Genomic DNA, 20,392 nt, shown 5'->3' with positions numbered 1-20,392 from the left:
GACTCAATTATGGCTGTAACTTATCAAACCGAAGGCGTCAAGATGCCTGATATCAAAAAACGGGAAACTACAGAATGGATAAAGAATGTAGCTGCCTCTTATGGAAAAAGACTCGGTGAAATCGCTTATATCTTCTGCTCCGATGAAAAGATTCTGGAGGTAAACCGACAATATCTGCAACACGATTATTACACGGATATCATTACTTTCGATTATTGCGAAGGTGATCGTCTGTCGGGCGACCTGTTCATCAGTCTGGATACGATACGCACCAATGCCGAGCAATTCGGGGCAGCTTATGATGATGAACTACACCGGGTTATTATTCACGGTATTCTTCATCTCTGCGGTATCAATGACAAAGGTCCCGGGGAAAGGGAAATCATGGAAGAGGCGGAGAATAAGGCGTTGGCAATGCGATAGTTGGCGATGCAATAAAAAGCCATTGACCGGATAAAACTAGCACCCCGCCACAATCACTGCGACGAGGTGCCCCCAAGTATCTAAGAGAGATAGTTATTGTTCCGTTAACGCTTGCTTTATTTTAAAGACAAGACTTTGATAATGTGCCCGGGTAGTAGCATCACCCGTATTTACTTTGCTTCGCAGCAAACTATAGCTATCCATTACCTTCTGATGAATAGCCGGATTCTTAACCATATCCACACTTCCGAGCGGGTTGAGTTCAAAGCCGGCTTTCGTCCAATCGACATTATCCGTAAGCAGTTGTTTCTCCACTTCATTCAAGTCTTTAAATGAGAATGGAGAAGATTTTTGTTTCAGCATTCCTCCTTCTTTCAACAACTTTTCCACATAAGTAATTTGCAGGTTACGGTCGTACATATTCAACCGGGCACCGGATATAGTTTTCTTCCACACAAAATCATAAATATCATCCATATACTCAGCAAAAGTATAAGCCTGTTTGGGATATAACTCCTCGTACAAAACAAGACTGGATGTAATGTATGTGAAGAACAAACGATTCATAATGATTGACTGCAAAGTACTTGGCGAATAAGTCGGACCGGTATACTCAATCACCTTCTTGTCAAGTACCCATTCGGGGAGTTCCATCATGGTTTCCATAACAAACTTCAATGCCTCCTTCTGTTCTGCTTTCGACACAAAACGGATAACAGGCTTTTCGCTGTCCCGTCTCGGCTCATCAAAATAAATTCCACCGATGGACACCATGGCATGCAGTAAGTAGCGTTGCATCTGCATAATCACTTCCTGATATGATTCTGTCAGGCGTTCATATTGATGATCATCTTCACAGGTCCATTCCGGCAGGTTTTTCATGATAAGTTTCAGATTCTTTAAGCCATATCTTCCTGCCTTCACGGCATTATCACCCAAATCCTCAGATTTACAAGAAGGATCGACCTCATTAATAAAAGGCTGCGGACCGTATTTGTACATCGGATCATTCTCTTTCTCTTTGATCCACTTGTTCAAAGTAGCTTTCTCATCTTCAGGAGATGCCGCATCAAATATAGGTTTATATCCCCATTTGATGGCAAACTTATCATATACACCCAAAAGCGGAGGAGTCAGAGCAACTCCTTTGTCTTCCGGCTGAGCTACATAATTATAGCGCGTATAGTCCATGATGGACGGAGTTGTACCATACTTCTGAGTGAAAGTGGCCGAACGGAGCGAGTCCACCGGATACGAATAAGATGCACCGAAGTTATGCATCAGTCCCAGGGTATGTCCGATCTCGTGCGCTGCTACATAACGTAACGAACTTCCCATCGTCTCGTCATCAAACACTGCCTTGCGTACTTTGGGGTCAACAGTAGCAGTCTGAACAAACCGCCAGTTATGCAACAGCTTAATGATATTTGAATAAAACAAGACGTCTCCCTGAATGATTTCACCCGAACGAGGATCGGCACAGGAAGGTCCCATTGAATTTTGTATCGGAGTGGTAATCATTCGGTAGCAGCTATAACGAATATCATCCGGATCAAAGTTCGGATCATCCTTCGGATAGTCTTTCGCTACAATCGCATTCTTAAATCCAATTTCCTCAAACGCAACCTGCCAGTCTTCTATTCCTTTCTTTATGTAATCTCTCCACTTGTCAGGGATAGCAGTATCAACGTAATATACAATCGGCTTCTGAGGTTCCACCAACTCACCTTGCTTATAACGTTCCAAATCTTCTGGTTTTGGTTGCAAATCCCATCGGTTGATGTAAGTAAGTTCTTGCAAACCATCTTTCTTTTCAGTATAAAACCTCTTGCTTTCATCAAAATAACCGATACGCGAGTCTCCATAACGGGGACGCATAATTTCCTCCGGCAGCAAAATAATATTACGCGTCATAGTTACAGTGAACGGTCCTCCGTCAACAGTATAACTCATCAGCGTCTTGATGTTTATATTCAACGGAAAAGACTTCATTCCCAGGATAGCCGACTTGGAAGAAACAAGACTTCCCTTCAATGCTTTTCTCTTCATCAATACATCCATTATATTCTCCGAACGAAATGGGCTGAATTCCGGTACATCCGTTATAAAAAGCGAACTCATATCGATGACATATGCCGAAGAGTCCGGTGAAAGACTTTCTATCTTATATGCTTCCCAAATAGGATCCGAGAAGTTGCGCTGAAAAGCAGCGTACATATTGGAAGTAGTGTCACACAAATTGCGCACCATCTTTTTGTGCATGTAGATTTTCTTTTTATCTGCTGAGAAGGTTACCAGTACCGGATTTCGGGGCATTTGTCCGGCAGCTATATCTTTATTATTACTGGTACTCGATACTCTGGACGCAATCATAAAATCCCGCCCCATCAAGTCTTTAGGTATTTCGAAATAATACTTATCCTTAACGATGTGTATCTTAAACATACCATCAATCGTCTTGGCTCCTTTCAGCAGTTTTTTGTATTCGGTCATACTACTCTTCGTGGAATCTTTTGCCGCCGACTGCTCTGTTTCCGCTTTTGCTTTCTTTTTTTTCTTTTTAAAAATCTGACTTTCGGCATTAGCAGTTACCGCTCCGGCAGTTAATGCTCCTACAAGTAATAAAGTGAAAATTTTGTTCATATCATGTTGTTTTTAAGTTCTATAGTTCCAGTTTGGACAGATCGAATCCGTTTTCAAGCATAGCTTCCCGAATCACATCATACTTCTTCTTCATTACCGGATATTTATCGCAGATTTCCTGAATCTCGGCAGGAGTTTTCTCAAAGACGAAATTCATCCATTGCGCAAGGTCTTCACTCTTTAAAGGAGCATAAATGGAATTAAAATCCGGCCAATCTTCATCAATATAGGAGTTCTCAGAATAAGTAATCACCCCATACTTATAAAAATCGATTTCATTAGGGTCCGTTCCTTTAAAACGATACCAGTTCGGGTCGTACAATTTCGGTTCAACTTCTTCACTAGCTTCATAAAAAGCATCTGAAATAGTAAACAATCCTCTGACTTCCGACATATACTTTGCCCAAAAGCTGGCATTCACATCTGCTCTGATTTTCACAAACTCCTCATCGGTCATTGTTTTCAGAGAAGATGATACATTACCTAAGGCTATAAAGCTGCTACTAGCATAGCAATTCATGATGGTTGTCTCACCATAAGAGGCCATCCGGACCTCTTCAGATAACAATATAGAAAAAGGTAAATTCTTCTTTAAAAAACTATCCGAATACAAATTCAATAATACCTTTTGCAAAAACTCAATCCCTTCATCAATAATCTCCTGCTTTTGTTCGGGAGCAGTTATTTTAATTCCGTTATTCGCCGTAAAGTTGAATTTATAATCAGCCTCAGTCGGATTGGTTATAATCACAGTCTGATATTTCTGATAAAACTGGTATATAAAATGCTGTGTCGGATCTGACAGGTCATCTGTCAGAATGTTATACTTATCCGGTTGATCAGGAACGATTAACGCATCTTCATGATAACAAGAAGACATACCTGCCAGCATACAAATTAATAATATAAGTTTCTTCATAATCGATCAATTATTAACAGGTTCACTATTCGGACGGTCGAATATTTCTATTTCCGTATTTCTCTCTCTTTCGCTCTTAGGAATCGGCAACACGTATGAGCCTTTCTCTTTCAGTTCGAAGACATCCCCTGCTCCTTCGTTCTCCTTTGAACTGTAAGTATGCTTCAAAGGAGGGCAGCCATACCTGCGCAAATCAAACCAGCGGAATCCTTCAAATGCCAGTTCTCTACGGCGTTCCTTACGTACGGTTGCTACAATTCCGTCTTCATCGACAGCTAACGGCGGAGTTCCCGGTTTCATACGATTTTCACGGAGCTCATTTAAGTCAGCAAGAGCCTTGTTCGTATTGCCAAGTTCAGCAAAAGCCTCAGCACGATTCAGATAAGCTTCCGAAATACGGAAAGCATTGGAATAAACAGTAGCAGAATTCCTACTCCATTTAATAGGGGTATAGATATTATATTCTTTCGCGACAGGCCTCCTCTGCGAACCTTTCGTATGCTTAAAGAAGTTAGTCACTCGCAAATCGTCTGCAGAATACTGTTTCAGTAGATCATCAGATACAACCAATTCGCCTGCATATCTGAAGTCTTCCCTCATGTATGATTCAAGGGTTGTAGTTCCATAAGAAAACAATATTTCTTTATTGGCAAGAGAAAAGAAATAATTATCGTCTTTCTCTTTTAGCTTATAAAGAGCATGGGAAGACACTTTAAATACCGAATCACAATACAAAATCGTTTGATCATATTTCTCCTGAAAAAGAGCAATACGCGATGCTAATAAATAGGCGCCAGGCAAATTCGGACGGTAAATACTCTTTTCTCCCCCTACCATTTTAAAACATTGGATAGCCCGATTTATATCTTTTTCCATTTGTGCATAAACCACAGAATTAGTAGCTCGCCTCATCATTTTGTCCGACAGACTGATCTCATTATTTACCGGCACACAGAGATCCTGGTCAGCAGTAGCGGGATGATAAGGCTGCCCATAGAGGTTTGCAAGCATAAAGTACGAAAAAGCACGCATGAAATAGGCTTCTCCAGCCAAATCCTGACGTTCGATATCTGTTCCCGTCATTTTAGGTAGGTTATCCAAAATAATATTAGTCATCAAAATCTTATGGAAATAAGAAACCCATGCATTATCAGCAGTAAATTCATTCAGTTTTCCGACTTCAGGATTAGCCTGCCAAGTATAATACGCCCATACACTTTCCCTAAAATCATTCGAGATTACACCCGGATTAGTTCCGTAATAGCACTGGTCTTTCACATCATCTGTCATATACTCCAGATAAGGATGTAAAACTTCACCATTCTTCAATATTTCACCGAAGAGTAATTCTTTATAGTCTTTAACCGACTTCGGGATCATCAAATCCTGCGAACTTTCCTCCAGGAAGTCACTACATGATGACAATATGACTATTAGCAATAAGAGATATAAATTATACTTTTTCATCGTCATTTTCATTATTAAAGAGTAAGACTAAAGCGAAGCGAATAAGAACGCTGTGGCGGTATGCTTCTCGAACCAAATCCGATTTGTTCAGGATCTCTCCCTTTCAAACTTTTATCTTTGATGACAAAAACATTACCAGCATCAAAACTGACACTAGCTCCTTTGAGATAGATCGGTTTCAACCATTCACATTTGAAATCATAACGGACAGACATCGAACGGCATCTGAGAAAACTACCTGAAACTACCCGAATATCACTTTTATTATACATATCCCATCCATTATCTGCAATACGATAAGTCACAGCCTTATCATTGATCTGCAAACTTTTATCCGACAAAACCGGTATAATAGTTCTGTCCTCGTCACCCGGTTCTCTCCAACGATTCACGAACTCACTGGACATGTTCTGGTCTGGATAAGGAAGCCGTTGTCCAGATGACTCATACAAATCGTTCAAACGTATCTTATTGCCAAAACTAAACGAGAACAATGCATTGAATGTAATATTCTTGTATTTCAAATAAGTAGAGAATCCGCCCGTCAGGTCCGGCTCACGTTTTCCGGAAAGGACAAAGGCACGGTCATACATCTCTTGCTGCGAATGAACGACAGCATTACCCTCTTCATCCTTCTCGTTAACATCCTTAAAGGTAGGATATCCCTGTGCATCCAGTTTATCAAACTTGTAAGAATAGAAACTGTTAATCGCATTACCATTACTCACCAATGTTCCTGCAATATAATCTTGCCAGGTAACAGCCGAGTTTCCAGCATTCAATACTTTATTATAGTTCTTACCTGTATTAAATGATATACTCCACATCCAGTTCCGAGTCTGGACAGGAACAAAAGATACAGCCAAATCCCAGCCTCTATTTTCAACATCTCCATCATTAATAGAAACACTCGATGCTCCCGTAGAAGGAGCTACGTTTTTCGTAACAACCTGATCAACGCCCTTTTTGTAATACACATCGAGAGAGCCATAAACTCTGTTATTCCAAAATGCCCAGTCAATTGCAATATTGTAAGAGTTGGTCTTTTCCCATTTCAGCTTATTATTCGGCAATTTATAAAGAGTTGACACATATTCCTGTGGCAACGATTCCAGCGTTCCCAGACTGGCAATCAGATTAGGAGTCTGGTCCGGATGTACGTTACCTTGTATACCGTATGAAGCACGGATTGCCAAATCATTCAGGAAACTGACGTTTTTCATAAATTTCTCATTGATAACATTCCATCGGGTAGATACAGACCATATCGGCAGAAAACGCACGCTCTTGCTCTGACCGAATTTATTGGAACCATCAGTTCGTATATTAAAGTTCAGAATATATCGGCTATCATACACATAAGAAGCAGTAGCGTACAACGAAATCACATTATTCTTTGTATCGGTCACTACATCCGGATGATTCTTAACCAAAGCGGCATACCTTTTCCATATCGTCGGATCAATATCTACAAACTTTTTACCTCTTTCCGGCAAATATCCATATTGTGTGGATTTTAATCCATCATATTTGGAAGATCTGACTTCCTGTCCAATACTTCCTGAGATTTCATGTTTTCCAAAACTTTGCATCAAAGCCAGACTATTTCTCCAGGTATAAGAAGTGTTACGGGTATTGGTCGTCGCTAATTCTCCTCCAAATGGAAGTAGACAGTATTCTTCTACAAATTTGGGATCTTCCGTTAGATCCGGTAGTTTCTTTCCATAAGGGCTTTGCCGCATAGATGAAATATAATATGATTGTTCATCCGCCCAGTTCTCCTGCGTTACGTTACTTCTAGATGCTCCCAATATCGATGAGAATTTTATCCATGAAGCCACATTCCAATCTAAGTTTATAGCTACATCTATCGAAGAATTATCATTTTTGTTACCTGTATGGTTCAGTTCATTCATAATATTATAAGGCAGAATCCCATTGTGTCCTGCCTCATTCGCATAAAAATACAACTCATCAGAAGCCGTCCGCAAAGGAATAGCTCGTGAAGTATTATAAGCATATTCATACACATCAATGGAAGTATGAGGATGTTCTGCTTTAGAAAGAGAGCCGCTTACCTTCAGTCCCAAATGTATATTCCGGTTGATTCTAGTATTTATTTTAGCCAGTACGTTATAGCGCTCCAGTCCTTCCTTGGTAGTCACACTGTTATTATTCGCATATCCTATGGACATATAATAATTGCTCCGCTCATTTCCACCTGTAATGGATACCGAATGCTGATGTGTAAATGCTGTACGGAACAGCAAGTCATACCAATCGGTATTCAGTCCTTTCAATATCTTTACTTGGTTTAAGAATTCCTGATAGGTAATATCTTTATTCCACAGATGTTGCAATGCTCCTTCATAGCCAATATCCGAAGGTTTGTAACTTCCGAAAGATAATCCCCTCTCCTGCATTTCGATAGACATATCAATTCTGTCGGCAGAATTCATCCGAAACATTTTATCGTAAGTAGGAGGAGCTGTTATCCCCAATGTAGCGGTATACGTGATACTCGGTTTCTGTTTTTTTCCTTGCTTGGTAGTGACCACAATAACTCCATTGGCCGCTTTGATGCCATAGATAGCAGTAGCGCTGGCATCTTTCAGAATATCCACACGTTCAATATCTTCCGGATTGACCGAACCGATGGCATTTCCGATCAAGTTTATCTTATCCGGACTATTCAACTCTTCTGTAGAGATATTGACAGGTTCTTCCAGAATAATCCCATCGACTACCCATACCGGTTCTCTATTTCCTGTAATAGAGGAAGATCCCCTAATTCTAATCTTAGGAGCAGCTCCCGGAGTAGATGACATATTCATCACAGCAACACCCGGCAGGCGTCCCTGCAACATTTTGTCGATAGACAGATACTCCCCACCAATCAGATCAGCTCCCTTTATAGAGGATATGGAGCTTGCCAACTTGCGTCTGTCAATCTCCTGATAACCTGTCACTACAACTTCATCGATTGACTTCACATCCGATTTCATCACGATTGTCATAGGTTTAGTACCGGCAACTTTTACTTCCTGTACAATCATTCCCAAATACGAGACAATCAGGACAGGCTCTTTCTGACGGAATAAATTAATAGAAAACTTACCTTCATTATCAGTTATCGTCGAATGTTCCGTTTTAGAGAGTTTTATATAAGCTCCCGGCAAGGGCAACCCTCCCTCATCAACCACAACGCCCGTAGCCGTGCGGACATTCTCTTTAGGTTGCTGATATACAATGGTTACAATATTTCCTTCTATTTCATAACTGTATCCGGTATTTGCCAGCACTTTGTTCAACACCTCACTGATAGGCTGACTATTGCTCTGAATAGTGATACGAGGCATATTCTTCACTTGCTCCGTACTATAAATAAAGTTCAGGCCAGTCTGTACTTTTACAGCATCAAAAAATTCTTTAACTGTTGCAGATTTAAGATCTAAGGATACCCTCATTGCATTAGATTGCGATGCAGCCAACACCGGTGTAAACAACAAGGAAATAATACAGAGAAACATGATAATGCGTTCTCGAGCTCTCTTTTTTTGCATGTCGTCCTCCTTTTTTAATAGTAGTTAATATGTTTATTTCTTTATAATTATGGTCTTCCCCTGTATTTCCATTTCCAGATGAGTCACCCGCTGTATCGCTTTCAATATGGGCTCTATTGAGCCGTAGCGATCAATATCTCCTGTAAAACGTATCTTCTTGGTATCTTCCGATTCGAATACGATATCTTTGTTGTACCAACGTGATATTACATTCATCAGACTCTCCAAAGAACAGTTATCAAAAACGAAGCGTCCACTGTTCCATGCGATATACGGCTCGATATCCACTACGCTAATTTGTACATCTTGCGTATCAGCCTGAAGAACCGCCAATTCCCCCGGTTTTATTTTATATTCCCCTCCCTGATTAGGAAGCACACTTACAGAACCTTTCACCAGCACTACTTTCGTTATTCCGGGCACATGTGTATTTACATTGAAAGTTGTCCCGTACTGCTTGACCACTCCATTCGCCGTAATGACACGGAAAGGGCGTTTGCTATCCTTGGCTACCTGAAAATAAGCCTCCCCATCCAAATAGACCGTGCGAGTGGTAGTACCGAAATGTGGTGGATATTTCAATGTCGTATTATAATTCAGATGCACCCTGGTCCCGTCTTCAAACGTCATCCAGAATTCACTGTCATCATAAGTACTCAACTTATTATTTTCTACAACAGAGACCTCTTCCGATTCATTCATATCAGTCTTAGGAACTGACGGCTGAGCAACAGGAACTTGTTCCACCGAATCCTGTAATGGCTTAGCAGGCACTGATTTTAAATCCATCTTCTGTCCATTTGCCAGAACCAGTGTTGCCTTTTGTTTACCCATCTTCTCCGACCGGATCATAGCAATACGAACTTCATCCGAAATCACCGGCTGAGAATCCATCAGCCGCAAAGTCCAAAACCATATTGCAAAACCGATTATCGGCAATAAGAAGATTGCAGCATAGCGTCCTATTTTGACCCAACGAGCAGAGCGAATAGAGAAATGCTTTTTCTGAAACCTTTCCCAAGCACGTTCTTCATCTACCTGGGCAAACTGTTTATACCTGTCAATCAAACAAGCCTCACGCATCAGACGATCATAGTTCTCTCTATTTTCTTGAGAACTATCAAGCCATGACTGCAACTGTTTTTTATCTTCTTCCGAAGCGTATCCCAGCAACTGATCATGGATGATAGAATTTATACTTCTTTTACGCTTTATCATATTATTTCAGGTTATTTATAGTAAAGACGACTAAGAAGAAGAAATGGGGGACAGGATTCTGAAGTTTTTTTATTCAAAAGATACTTTATTTATTTAGAAGACCGTTCTTTTTGTACAATAATCAAGAAAAACAACGAACATTTTGTTCATTGCAAACAGGTGTTAACAAGTAAAGTGGATTGAGTGTTATGCTTCTTTTTAGGGAAGTAACATTTGCAATAATAGAAAATGATAGGAGCCTAATTTTTTTCTAAGGAAGGACATTGCTCTCTTCTTTTGAGTCTTCACAGTTTCAAGAGAAACATGGAGTGCAGTAGCAATCTCCTCGTTCTTCTTACCTTCCATATACATCAAAAAAACTTCCCGGCATCGATCTGGCAAAGCATCAATTGTCTGAAGTAACTGGCGATAGACTTCTTCACTAAAGAACCCTTCTTCCTCTTCTTCCATCCTAAATGTAGTGGAGTGGCTATCAAGCATCTTCTGAAGATAGCTACCTTCCACATCCTTATGTTTCAAATAATCCAGGGAAGCATTTCTGACAGAATTATACAGATAAGCCCTAAATGAAGCCAGAGACCGGAAAAGCATCTTCTTCTCCCAAATAGTGGAGAATAACTCCTGGACAATATCTTCTGCAGATTCTGAATCTCCGACAATTGTTATTGCATAGCAAACCAATGCTTTATAATAATTCTTATAAAGCAGTCGGAAAGCAGCCGCATCCAACTTATTAATTTGTTCTATGGAAATCTCATTGTTAGTCATTTCGGGAGTTTTGCGCCAAAAATACAAATTAAATAATAATGTTCTATACAGAAAGACTGATATTTTTCTCTCGGACAATCTAGTTGTATGGTACTTTCCAAAAGATATCCGCCTATAAAAGATTCACCCGGATTTACATTCGACAATGTAAACCCAGGTGAAAAATGCTCAATATTGCATAGAAGAAATCCTTAAAAATACCTCTTACAATATTGTTTTCATAGAGACAAATTAATTAAGAGAGAGTTTATGTAATAGAGATTTATTCAATTTCTATAGCCTTCTTGATGCGGTAGATCAACAAGTCGTAATGAGAACGATCTGCTTCGGGAGCTGCTGATACAGCTTTTTCGAGCATATCTTTCGTCTTCATCAACAAGTCGAAATAATACGCAGCAATTTTCGTCTGATTAGTGTAGATCGGCGGTACTGAAGAAAAACCTGCTATCTCTTCCGGATTCTGCAGGAGTTGCATCTTCATATCCACTCTTTCTCCGTTTCTCAGAGCAGCCAGATTAATCTCCGGCTTGCCGGAAGCTGCAAATGCAGTTTTAGAAGCTTTGAAACTACCGACAGGCGAAGTGGCTGTCGATGTCGAAATGATACTTTCCAGGAATGCAGTCTGCAAAGCTCTTTCAAAGTCTTTCAACGGACGGTGTTTCAATACGCCTTCCCAGACAACTCCGTAAATATCATCCAGATATTCCGAAGCCGTGTAAGCCGCATCGGGGAAACGTTCCGTACAAACTTCGACATAAGGCAGACGTCCGAAAATTCCATTGAAGATATCCAGACGAAGACGATCTGCCTTCTCATCTGCAATCTCGAATTCCTTGGCATGAGCATCATCATCCACCCACTCCAAATTCTTCGCCAGTTCCAGTGCCTTATCCAATGCTGCTTTCTGCTTCTCCCGATCTACCATTGAGTAGCTCGGTATCGCATCCTTCTCACGAATATCATTCAGGTAAATACCCCCAATATAACTCAGAACAGCGTAAATACGTCCGCTCAGCCTTTCACTTAGGGCAGAGTGTACACGTCTGCGCATTAAGAAATCACGGTCATCCTTGGCAAACCAGTTATAATAGTTCTCAAATCCTTTGCGGACATTGGGAAGCATATAGTCGAATGATTTCAAATGATCATCTCCCAAACTTCCACGGCTGTTACGGGGATCGGAATCGAAACGGGACTGATTGCGGATATAGGCATAATGCGGATCTCCTGTATGTTCACGAATCCAGCTGTCCAGCGTATCTTTCTCTTCCTGCAATGAAGAAGCATAAATAGGCTGATATAAATATTTAATCACCAGTTCGTCGTAAGGACCGGGCTTGGTATTAACCAGGCATACTCCTTTGCGTACATCGTCTTCCGTAGCCACATCATTGATCACTACTCCTCCCATAACGGAAGAAGCCAGTCCGTACTTCTGTGTAAAGCCTACCGAACGCAACGAATCTACCGGATAAGCACAGGAAGCCCCCCAGTTCATAGTCAATCCCAGACCGGTACCTACCGCCTGAGCGATAGCAGCCTCGATCAACTCACCTTGTATATCTTCCGGGAAAACAGTAGTACGTACACGAGGGTCGATAGCTACAGTTGCTCCGACACGGTCAGCATACTGCACACTGATCATGTTTGCATTGATCAGGATAGAAGCATTCAGAATCTCACCTGTACGTGAATCAGAGTGTATCGTAGTCTGCGCGGAATTCATCCAGGAAGCAGAATAACGTACGGTCATACAATCAAGACTGTTTGCATTGAACAATGTATCGTTCTTCGGAAACTCCTTCACACAGATAACATCTTTAAATCCTATCTTCTCAAACGCCTTATTCCATGATTCTGCACCGGCTTTGATATATGGATTCCATTTTGCAGGCATCAGGCTGTCGATATAAAAGACCAGCTGCTTTTTAGGTTGAACCAATTCTCCACGACGATGAGCAGCAGAGTCAGACGGTTCGATACGCCAGCGCTTTGCATAACGTATGCTTTTCACTTCCTGAGTAGCTCCCGCAAAGTCACTTTTCAGCTGCGTTGTCATTCCCAAGCGCGAATCAGCCAGACGGGGAGCCATCGGTTCCTCCGGCAAGATGCACAACATTTTATTGACCACAGCTGTCAGAGGCACATCCTTATACATGCTGTAAGCGCCCATCAGTGTGTGGTCAACCTTGTAAGACAGTTCTTCACGTACAGCTATATTATTCTCTGTAGCCGATACTCCAAGGATAGCCGACTTATCAGACTGCAGGGAGTGATCACGTGAAACGAATCCGTAATAACCGTTGGCAGAAGTAGAAGGGAAAGGCTTGGTAAATGCAGATCCTTCCATAAACAGTCCCTTCATATCCACTACAAGCGCAGAACTGTCCGGTGTACAAGCCAGTACTTTAAAGCTTTTGAAAATACCCGGATTGTGCGAATTGTCCAGTGCACGGGCGATATAACTGTCACCGCTCGTATTCACCGGTTTGCTCAGCAAGGGCATACGTGCCACCAGTGTAGAGTCGATCATCTCAAAGCGGAAACGTACATCCGTACCGCCCAGCTGTCCCGGAGCACCCTCACCGCCGTCGCTTGTATTCTCGATAGAAGAAGTAAACAGCATTTCGCGTCCTAACATATCGATCGGAAATTCCACATATATCTTTCCTTCCACTTTGTGAATGGTCATCAGGCCATGTGCTGTCTGCACCTTTTTGTTCTTGAACAACTTCTGGTAAGGTGTCAGGTTTTCCTTCTTATCTTCTTTTTTCTTCTTTTTAAAAGGCCAGAAAGCATTTCCTTCCTGTGGCAGGCAACAGGCAAAAAGAAGTAATAAACAAAGTATCTTACTATATCTATTTCTCATACTTCCTATCATTTTAATGCCTGATCAATCTTGTACAACAATAAGCGGTAGTGGCGCTGGGTATCAGCAGAGCCAGTAGAAGCATTGGCCGCAACCAGGCTACGAACTTTCTTCAACTCACCGTAGTAAACGTGTTCCATCGGTTCAATCGGTGCTTTCAAATCCACATCATCATCAAAACCGCTGATCTCTTCGAGACGGGCAGCCTGCATTTCACGAGGTTTGTTATTGAAACATCCCATAAACTCTTCCGAAATAATACCGAAACGTTCGCGGGAAGCCGATTTCAACCATTCGGGAACTTCAATGTAAGCATACATATCTGCAATTCCTCTGCGGCTGGCATTCTTGGTAACTCCGGCTACCGAACCTTCAATCAATTTAGTCAGGTAATTCATCTGCAAGCGCATTTCCGTTTCAGTCAGATTTCTGCCGGCACGTGTAGGAGCCCATACGAAACGTTCGATATCAGCCAGATATTCTTTCTGAGTGTAAGGAGACGATGTAGCTTTGTCCGAACAAATAGCTACTGCACCACAACGGGACAGAATACCATCTATAATAGCATCTTCCATCTGCATAGCAACAGAAGTACGAATCGGGAACTCTTTCAATGTCTCGCGGGCATCCAGCCAGGAAAGGTCTTTCAACTCGTTCAACAGGAAGTTCAGTGCCTTCTTCTGCTGTTGCTTAGATACCGTTTTATAGCTCGGACGCTGGTCACCGTCATAGCGTTCATTCAAATAGATACCACCGATATCTCCCAATACGAAACTCAGATAACGTACATAAGCATACACCACTTCGTCATAAACCGCACTACGGAACTCAAAATCCTTATCCTTATCTGCTACCCAGTCGTTGATATGTTTCAGCAGATATTGCAGGTTACGGCGTCCGTATTCAGAAGCTTTCACCGGATCGTCTCCCAAATCCTCTTCTACAGAACTCGGGTCAAAGCGGCGTTTGAATTGTTGTTTACCATAACGATATTTATCATCTCCTGACTTTTCGCTGATCCATTTGTCCAGTATAGGAATTTCTTCTTCAGCTGTTTTAGCCTCAAATATCGGGGTGTACAGCCAGGCAATAGCATAGTAATCATAAGCTCCCAATTCCGGCGGAGTCAGACGTACGCCTTTCTCTTTATCACCCGGTTGCGCTACATAGTTATTACGTGCATAGTCCATGATAGAATAAGTAGTTCCGAACTCCTGAGTAAACTTCGGATCACGCAATGACTCTACAGGAATAGAGGAAGAACCGGCCATATTGTGCATCAATGACAATGTATGACCTACTTCATGAGAAAGTACGTAAGCGATGCAATCGCCCAACAAGTCCTCACGCAATACGATATCGCGAACATCTTTATCAGCAGGGGCAGTCTGCAAGAAGCGCCAGTACTGAACGAGTTGCACGATGTTGTGGAATACAGTCACAGATGCATTGATAATCTCTCCGGAACGCGGATCAATCCAGGATGGTCCCATCGCATTGGCTACCGTAGACGGTGCGTAACGGATACAAGAATACTTAATATTCTCGGGATCAAAATTCGGGTCGTCTTTCGGGAAGTCTTTAGCTACAATAGCATTCTTGAAACCAATCTTTTCGAATGCTTTCTGCCATACTTCAACTCCTTTGTGGATATATTTGTTCCAGTTCAAAGGGAACGCATCATCAATATAGAAAACGATGGGCTTCTTGGGCTCCACCAGTTCACCACGAAGATAAGCAGCAGAGTCAGATGGCTCCAGATTCCATCTGTGAGCAATGTGACGAGTGCGTAATCCACGTCCTTCGGAAGCAAACTCCACTACCGAATGCTCGAAAATACCGATACGTGGATCAGCATAGCGAGGACGCATCGGCTGCTCGGGCAACAGAATGAAACTACGGTTCATGACTGCTGTAAACGGCATTTTCTTCACGGCGTAGTTTCCTTTCACCCCTACACTGATTTTATAGGTCAGCAAAGAACGTACGCTGATATTATCTTCAAATCCTTTGATTCCTTGGATAAAGGAACTTTCTTTCTCGAAATCTTTATCGATATCCGCTCCCATCATCTCCATCATTGAATAAGGAGAGAAAGGAGAAAGAAGTTTCTGGTCGCTCAACAAGTAGTCTGTCATATCGAATACGACTGCTGTGCTATCATTGTTATAAGCCTTAATTTCGAATGTTTCGGCGATAGCCGGCATTGTACTGCTTGTCAACCGTTTCTTGATCTCACGGTCCTCAGAAAACTGTCCTGCCTGCACGCGGCGCAACGTAATAGTAGAATCACGCTGTACGAAACGGATCAGGAACGGATCACCGGACTTCTCTCCTACACAACCGAACTGGTTATCGGTAGTTTCAGCAATAGTAGAACCGAGCAGGATATCCCGATTCATCACCTTAATCGGTAACTCAAAATAGATCTTATTGTCCAACTTATGAAGAGTGATGAAACCTTTAGCTGTGGTGACCTTCTTGTCTTTAAACAGTTTGTCATACTTGGTTTCCTTCTTCTCTTTCTTCGTAGTCGCTTCGGTAGAAGCTTTCTTCTTGTTTTTCTTCTTAGCCACAGCGGGGTTAGTCATAGCCCCGCATAGTACGACTAGAAGAAGTAAATACAGTTTTTTCAAAGTTTTATCGTTTTTAAGTTTTAACTAAATGATTCATTCCAAGATTCTTTCCATTTATAACGAACCTGAATAATCCGCCCAAAATCTTTTTCATGGAACAATACAAATTTATTTTCAGCATCATTCACCTGAATTACCTTATTCTGTTGGATTACATATTTCTTAAGAGTATAATCCGAATTATCATCATCCCCTTTCAGAATATAGACATCTCCATTTTCCAAACCTACTATAATATATTTATTATTAAAGCATTCGGCATCAATAGAAGCAATAGGAGAATCAAATTGAGCACATGTGTATAACTTATTCCCATCTGTATAATAAAAATAGAGAGTCTCCCCTTTACTTATAAACAGATAAGGAGCTTTATCCTGATTCCGACAAAGATAAAAACAGTTTTTGGACGTTCCGTCAATTACTGAACTTAGCCCCTCAATCTCACTTTGAGATGTAAAACTAGCGCCAACTTTGGTGACAGAACTACCCCCTCCATAAGCTTCTACCGTAAATTTCTGTATATAGAACTTGCCAGCCTTATCTTTAATAATAGACATATAAGAGACATCTCCCCAGTCAACCAAACTAGCACCTACAAAGTATACAGAATAATCCTTCATGTTATCTAGCCTAGCATCAGAAGGACCATACTCATACTCCTCCACCTTCAAAGGTAGCACCTTGCCAGAATAGTTATAACCTTGCCAACTCTTATAATCAGCAATATGCAAATATTGCGAAGAATTTTTATCATAAAGAACCATACCTCCATGTTCATCAAAAGGAGCATAAGCAATCATGCTACCATCCACCTTTATTTTACCTTCTTCATCTGATGTTAATGGTCGGTCAAGGAAATTACTAGAGTTAAACAATAAATTGCTATCTTTAACGCGGGTATAAATAATTCCATCTTCACCAATTGCCATTGTAAGAAACTGCATATCAATAACACCTACCGGAACAAATCCTTCTGGATATGATTTACTAAGGAACATTTGAGACAATATCCCTTCCTGCTTATAACTGCTACCTGATATATCAATAGCTCCTTGGCCACCCTTCTGTGCTACCCATAGCCAACTGGTTTTATCTTCTCCATCCCAGCGTTCTGTCCAGTGAGGATACATAGAAACAGGCTGTGTTCCCATCGGTACACCATTAATCATTTGATAAATATCACGTGTAACAACAGGTTTTAATATTCCCTCTTCAGTCTGTTCTCTCAAAAAAGCTAAAGTACTGATACCTTCTTTCTCGGAGAGTACTACCCAGCCGTTAGAGGCATAAGCAGAAGAAACAGAAATGTACGTAGAACCAAAATAGGTAACTCCTGTGTTATTATCCATCACAGCCAACCGAAGTTCTTTAGTACTAGCAATTGTATCCGCTATCCACTCCAGGTCTCTAGTATCAGCTATGACATGTCCATCAAACGTCCATTCATATGATAAATCAGAAGGTTCTTTTCCTAAAGTGAAAACTAATTTTGGTTTTGATATCACTTTATCTCCTAACGCATACGAAGAACTTTCAGTCTCTACAGAAATCTCGATATCGTTCATTTCTCTATAATCATAATTTCCCTTATCCTCATAACAAGACGTGATGATCAAAAGGAACATTACAACAAATAATATCTTCATTTTCATATTTCAATTTCTATTCTAATTAGTTAATAGGTACAGTCATCGGAAACTCCTCACCAGTTGTATCATTTTTATCCATTACATTGTTTACTGCAATGTAATACTTGAATGTCAATGCATATTGCCGTTTTTCGGCAGTACTTAGTTTTCCAAAATCTGAGATATTAGTGCATTTTACAAACTCTTCATATTTCTTTCTAGAATATGTACCTAAATACAACTTCGTGACATCATTGGTCCACCATAAAGGTTTACTAATAATATTATTAAATACAATTTTAATTTGTTCGTATTCCGGTATTGATCCTTCGAAATACTCATTTGGAAGAATTTTCAAACACAACTTCACATTCTCTTTCAAATCTTCCGTTTTTAACAACACAACCTCCAATGTATCATTAGATAATCCAGCTTTAAACATTGGATTATCAGGCAAATGATAATTTTTCTGATCAGCATTCTTTATCTTATCTTCACTCTCATCTTCCGCAACCACACTTACTTCGTAAGGTGTATCTGTTGAAAACGGTTTTCCGACTAGCCCCAGACCAATCTTCACAATAATAGCATCACTAGTAGGATAGTTATTGAAAGATACTTCGAAATCCTCATCACCAAATTCCTTCAATTGGCTAAAATAAAGATATTGTCCACCATGATAGGGTTTTATCTCATCTTCCGAACATCCCCAAAAACAAAGAGATATTAAAGCAAATAGAATATTTTTTTTCATCTTTCTTTTTCGTTGATTATCACACATTAAATATCCTCATTATCCGGTTTATCAAATACAAAAATTGCATTATCTACCGGTTTCTTATCCATACGTTTGTATTGAAAAAACATTTGTCCTTCTCCTACAAATTCCTTACGCATATCCTTCAATAACTCTGTATGAAATCCTTCCAATGACCCAATACTGTTCTCCATATTAGTAGTCAGAATTCCTCTCGCATAACGTACTTCATCCAGCATTTTGCCAGCTTGAGAATATTCACCTTTACGAGCAAAGTACTCACCCATGATATAATACATCTCACTCAAGCGTATACCTGGAACCATATCTGAACCATCCTGTCCCAACTTAATATCATATTTTAAGGAATATGCATTAGAATTATAAGAACCTGTCTGTAGAAGGAAACGACGATCCTGTTCTTTATTATCAGCAAAGATATTATCACTGTCAAGGATAAACAGTGTTTGATTTCCTCTTGTTATATAAGGTATATAATCTTCTTGTAATGTTTTATTAAAAAAACACATAATAATGCTATTATAGTCTTTGAGATTCGTACCTAAACTTGAATATTCCACAAAATTAAAACAGGATTCAGGCTTGCTTCCATATGGATAAGTCGCTTCTACAACCTCTTTTGCTTCTTTATAAGCCTGTTCATATTCTCCTTCCCAATAATATACACGTGCTAATGTCGCTACTATAGCATAATAATTCATACGATATCCTCTATAAGCGAAGAATACATCACTAGAAGCTATATCGTTAGAAAGCATGCTTGATGCCAACATACGATAACTTGTGCTCATCCAAATTTTATGTTCATCAGTTATATCACATTTAGCTAACATCTCTTTCGCAGCTTTTAAATCTCTAATTATTTTAGAAAGAATCTCTCTACTACTCTCATATGGAGGAATAATGGTAGGATATACCTCTACATAGGGAATATAAGACTTTCCATCATCTTTCGATATGGCGGGAGCAAATAAACGAAGTAAATCAAAATGTATAAAAGCTCGTAGTGCCAATGCTTCTCCCCAAATCATATTTTTCTCAAATTCTCCCTCTTTGAAAACAGAAGGACTAGCTTTGCTAACATTGAGAATCAAATTATTACAATTAGCTATATTATTATAACCAATAGACCATATATTGGAAATAAAAGTTTTCACATCCGAATCATCAAATTGAAACTTAGCCGATTTATAATAAGCTGAATTTTTAGGTATAAAATTATTATCTGTTTGATAATATTGAGCAATAGCATCCATAAATCCCCATGACATTGCTCGTCCATACATGGAAGAAGTCCCCAAATTCAAATATATTCCATTCAAAGCATTTCGATATCCATCTCCTACTTCAAAAAGCTTATCCCCATTCACCTGATTACTCGGTGCTACATCCAGCCAATCACTACAACTTGTAGTAAACAGGCTTGTAGCCAACAGTAATATCGTATATAATTTCTTCATATTATTCATCTACTTTAAAC

The 20,392-nt window shown here is 40.3% G+C and carries 12 protein-coding genes; 1 reads left to right on the top strand and 11 read right to left on the bottom strand.

Annotation, left to right across the window (positions count from 1 at the left end; translation table 11 throughout):
• Positions 1-9: 9 nt before the first annotated feature.
• Complete coding sequence (gene ybeY, locus BLW31_RS10570) at positions 10-423, top strand: rRNA maturation RNase YbeY (RefSeq protein ID WP_008767506.1); 414 nt, start codon at positions 10-12, stop codon at positions 421-423.
• Positions 424-516: 93 nt separating this feature from the next.
• On the opposite strand, the gene BLW31_RS10565 is transcribed toward ybeY, so the two are convergent.
• From BLW31_RS10565 to BLW31_RS10515, 11 genes are all read right to left on the bottom strand, one after another.
• Positions 517-3,066, bottom strand: a complete 2,550-nt coding sequence (locus tag BLW31_RS10565; protein ID WP_010536024.1) for a zinc-dependent metalloprotease — start codon at positions 3,064-3,066, stop codon at positions 517-519.
• A 19-nt stretch (positions 3,067-3,085) separates the two neighbouring features.
• A complete protein-coding gene (locus BLW31_RS10560) occupies positions 3,086-3,985 on the bottom strand; it encodes a hypothetical protein (protein ID WP_032836648.1) in 900 nt (299 codons plus the stop codon).
• A 6-nt stretch (positions 3,986-3,991) separates the two neighbouring features.
• Positions 3,992-5,452, bottom strand: coding sequence for a RagB/SusD family nutrient uptake outer membrane protein (locus BLW31_RS10555; RefSeq protein ID WP_022301796.1), 1,461 nt, complete (start codon positions 5,450-5,452; stop codon positions 3,992-3,994).
• Between the two features lie 14 nt (positions 5,453-5,466).
• Positions 5,467-9,015 (bottom strand): TonB-dependent receptor, encoded by a 3,549-nt coding sequence (locus BLW31_RS10550; protein WP_010536021.1) that lies wholly within the window; start codon positions 9,013-9,015, stop codon positions 5,467-5,469.
• A gap of 33 nt (positions 9,016-9,048) precedes the next feature.
• Positions 9,049-10,233: a FecR family protein gene (locus BLW31_RS10545; protein ID WP_010536020.1), complete on the bottom strand. Its 1,185-nt coding sequence runs from the start codon at positions 10,231-10,233 to the stop codon at positions 9,049-9,051.
• A 198-nt stretch (positions 10,234-10,431) separates the two neighbouring features.
• On the bottom strand, positions 10,432-11,001 hold the full coding sequence (locus tag BLW31_RS10540; protein WP_010536019.1) for an RNA polymerase sigma-70 factor: 570 nt from the start codon (positions 10,999-11,001) through the stop codon (positions 10,432-10,434).
• Between the two features lie 262 nt (positions 11,002-11,263).
• Complete coding sequence (locus BLW31_RS10535) at positions 11,264-13,870, bottom strand: zinc-dependent metalloprotease (protein WP_022301794.1); 2,607 nt, start codon at positions 13,868-13,870, stop codon at positions 11,264-11,266.
• Positions 13,871-13,878: 8 nt separating this feature from the next.
• The gene (locus BLW31_RS10530; protein WP_010536017.1) at positions 13,879-16,461 is read right to left on the bottom strand and encodes a zinc-dependent metalloprotease; all 2,583 of its coding nucleotides are present in this window, start codon (positions 16,459-16,461) and stop codon (positions 13,879-13,881) included.
• 65 nt (positions 16,462-16,526) lie between these two features.
• The gene (locus BLW31_RS10525) at positions 16,527-18,158 is read right to left on the bottom strand and encodes a PKD-like family lipoprotein (protein ID WP_010536016.1); all 1,632 of its coding nucleotides are present in this window, start codon (positions 18,156-18,158) and stop codon (positions 16,527-16,529) included.
• 19 nt (positions 18,159-18,177) lie between these two features.
• Positions 18,178-18,888 carry a DUF4843 domain-containing protein gene (locus tag BLW31_RS10520; RefSeq protein WP_010536015.1) on the bottom strand — a complete coding sequence of 237 codons (711 nt, stop codon included), beginning with the start codon at positions 18,886-18,888 and terminating at the stop codon, positions 18,178-18,180.
• A 26-nt stretch (positions 18,889-18,914) separates the two neighbouring features.
• Positions 18,915-20,381, bottom strand: a complete 1,467-nt coding sequence (locus tag BLW31_RS10515) for a RagB/SusD family nutrient uptake outer membrane protein (protein WP_010536014.1) — start codon at positions 20,379-20,381, stop codon at positions 18,915-18,917.
• Between the last annotated feature and the right edge of the window lie 11 nt (positions 20,382-20,392).

It is taken from the genome of Bacteroides faecis MAJ27 (assembly GCF_900106755.1).
Taxonomy (GTDB): domain Bacteria; phylum Bacteroidota; class Bacteroidia; order Bacteroidales; family Bacteroidaceae; genus Bacteroides; species Bacteroides faecis.
The sequence above is the reverse complement of the archived record's forward strand: the minus strand, read 5'-3'. Positions and strand labels throughout refer to the sequence as shown.

Coding starts and splice junctions, on each gene's coding strand:
- ybeY (WP_008767506.1), top strand. CDS start 10: ATGGCTGTAACTTATCAAACCGAAGGCGTCAAGATGCCTGATATCAAA.
- BLW31_RS10565 (WP_010536024.1), bottom strand. CDS start 3,066: ATGAACAAAATTTTCACTTTATTACTTGTAGGAGCATTAACTGCCGGA.
- BLW31_RS10560 (WP_032836648.1), bottom strand. CDS start 3,985: ATGAAGAAACTTATATTATTAATTTGTATGCTGGCAGGTATGTCTTCT.
- BLW31_RS10555 (WP_022301796.1), bottom strand. CDS start 5,452: ATGAAAAAGTATAATTTATATCTCTTATTGCTAATAGTCATATTGTCA.
- BLW31_RS10550 (WP_010536021.1), bottom strand. CDS start 9,015: ATGCAAAAAAAGAGAGCTCGAGAACGCATTATCATGTTTCTCTGTATT.
- BLW31_RS10545 (WP_010536020.1), bottom strand. CDS start 10,233: ATGATAAAGCGTAAAAGAAGTATAAATTCTATCATCCATGATCAGTTG.
- BLW31_RS10540 (WP_010536019.1), bottom strand. CDS start 11,001: ATGACTAACAATGAGATTTCCATAGAACAAATTAATAAGTTGGATGCG.
- BLW31_RS10535 (WP_022301794.1), bottom strand. CDS start 13,870: ATGAGAAATAGATATAGTAAGATACTTTGTTTATTACTTCTTTTTGCC.
- BLW31_RS10530 (WP_010536017.1), bottom strand. CDS start 16,461: ATGACTAACCCCGCTGTGGCTAAGAAGAAAAACAAGAAGAAAGCTTCT.
- BLW31_RS10525 (WP_010536016.1), bottom strand. CDS start 18,158: ATGAAAATGAAGATATTATTTGTTGTAATGTTCCTTTTGATCATCACG.
- BLW31_RS10520 (WP_010536015.1), bottom strand. CDS start 18,888: ATGAAAAAAAATATTCTATTTGCTTTAATATCTCTTTGTTTTTGGGGA.
- BLW31_RS10515 (WP_010536014.1), bottom strand. CDS start 20,381: ATGAATAATATGAAGAAATTATATACGATATTACTGTTGGCTACAAGC.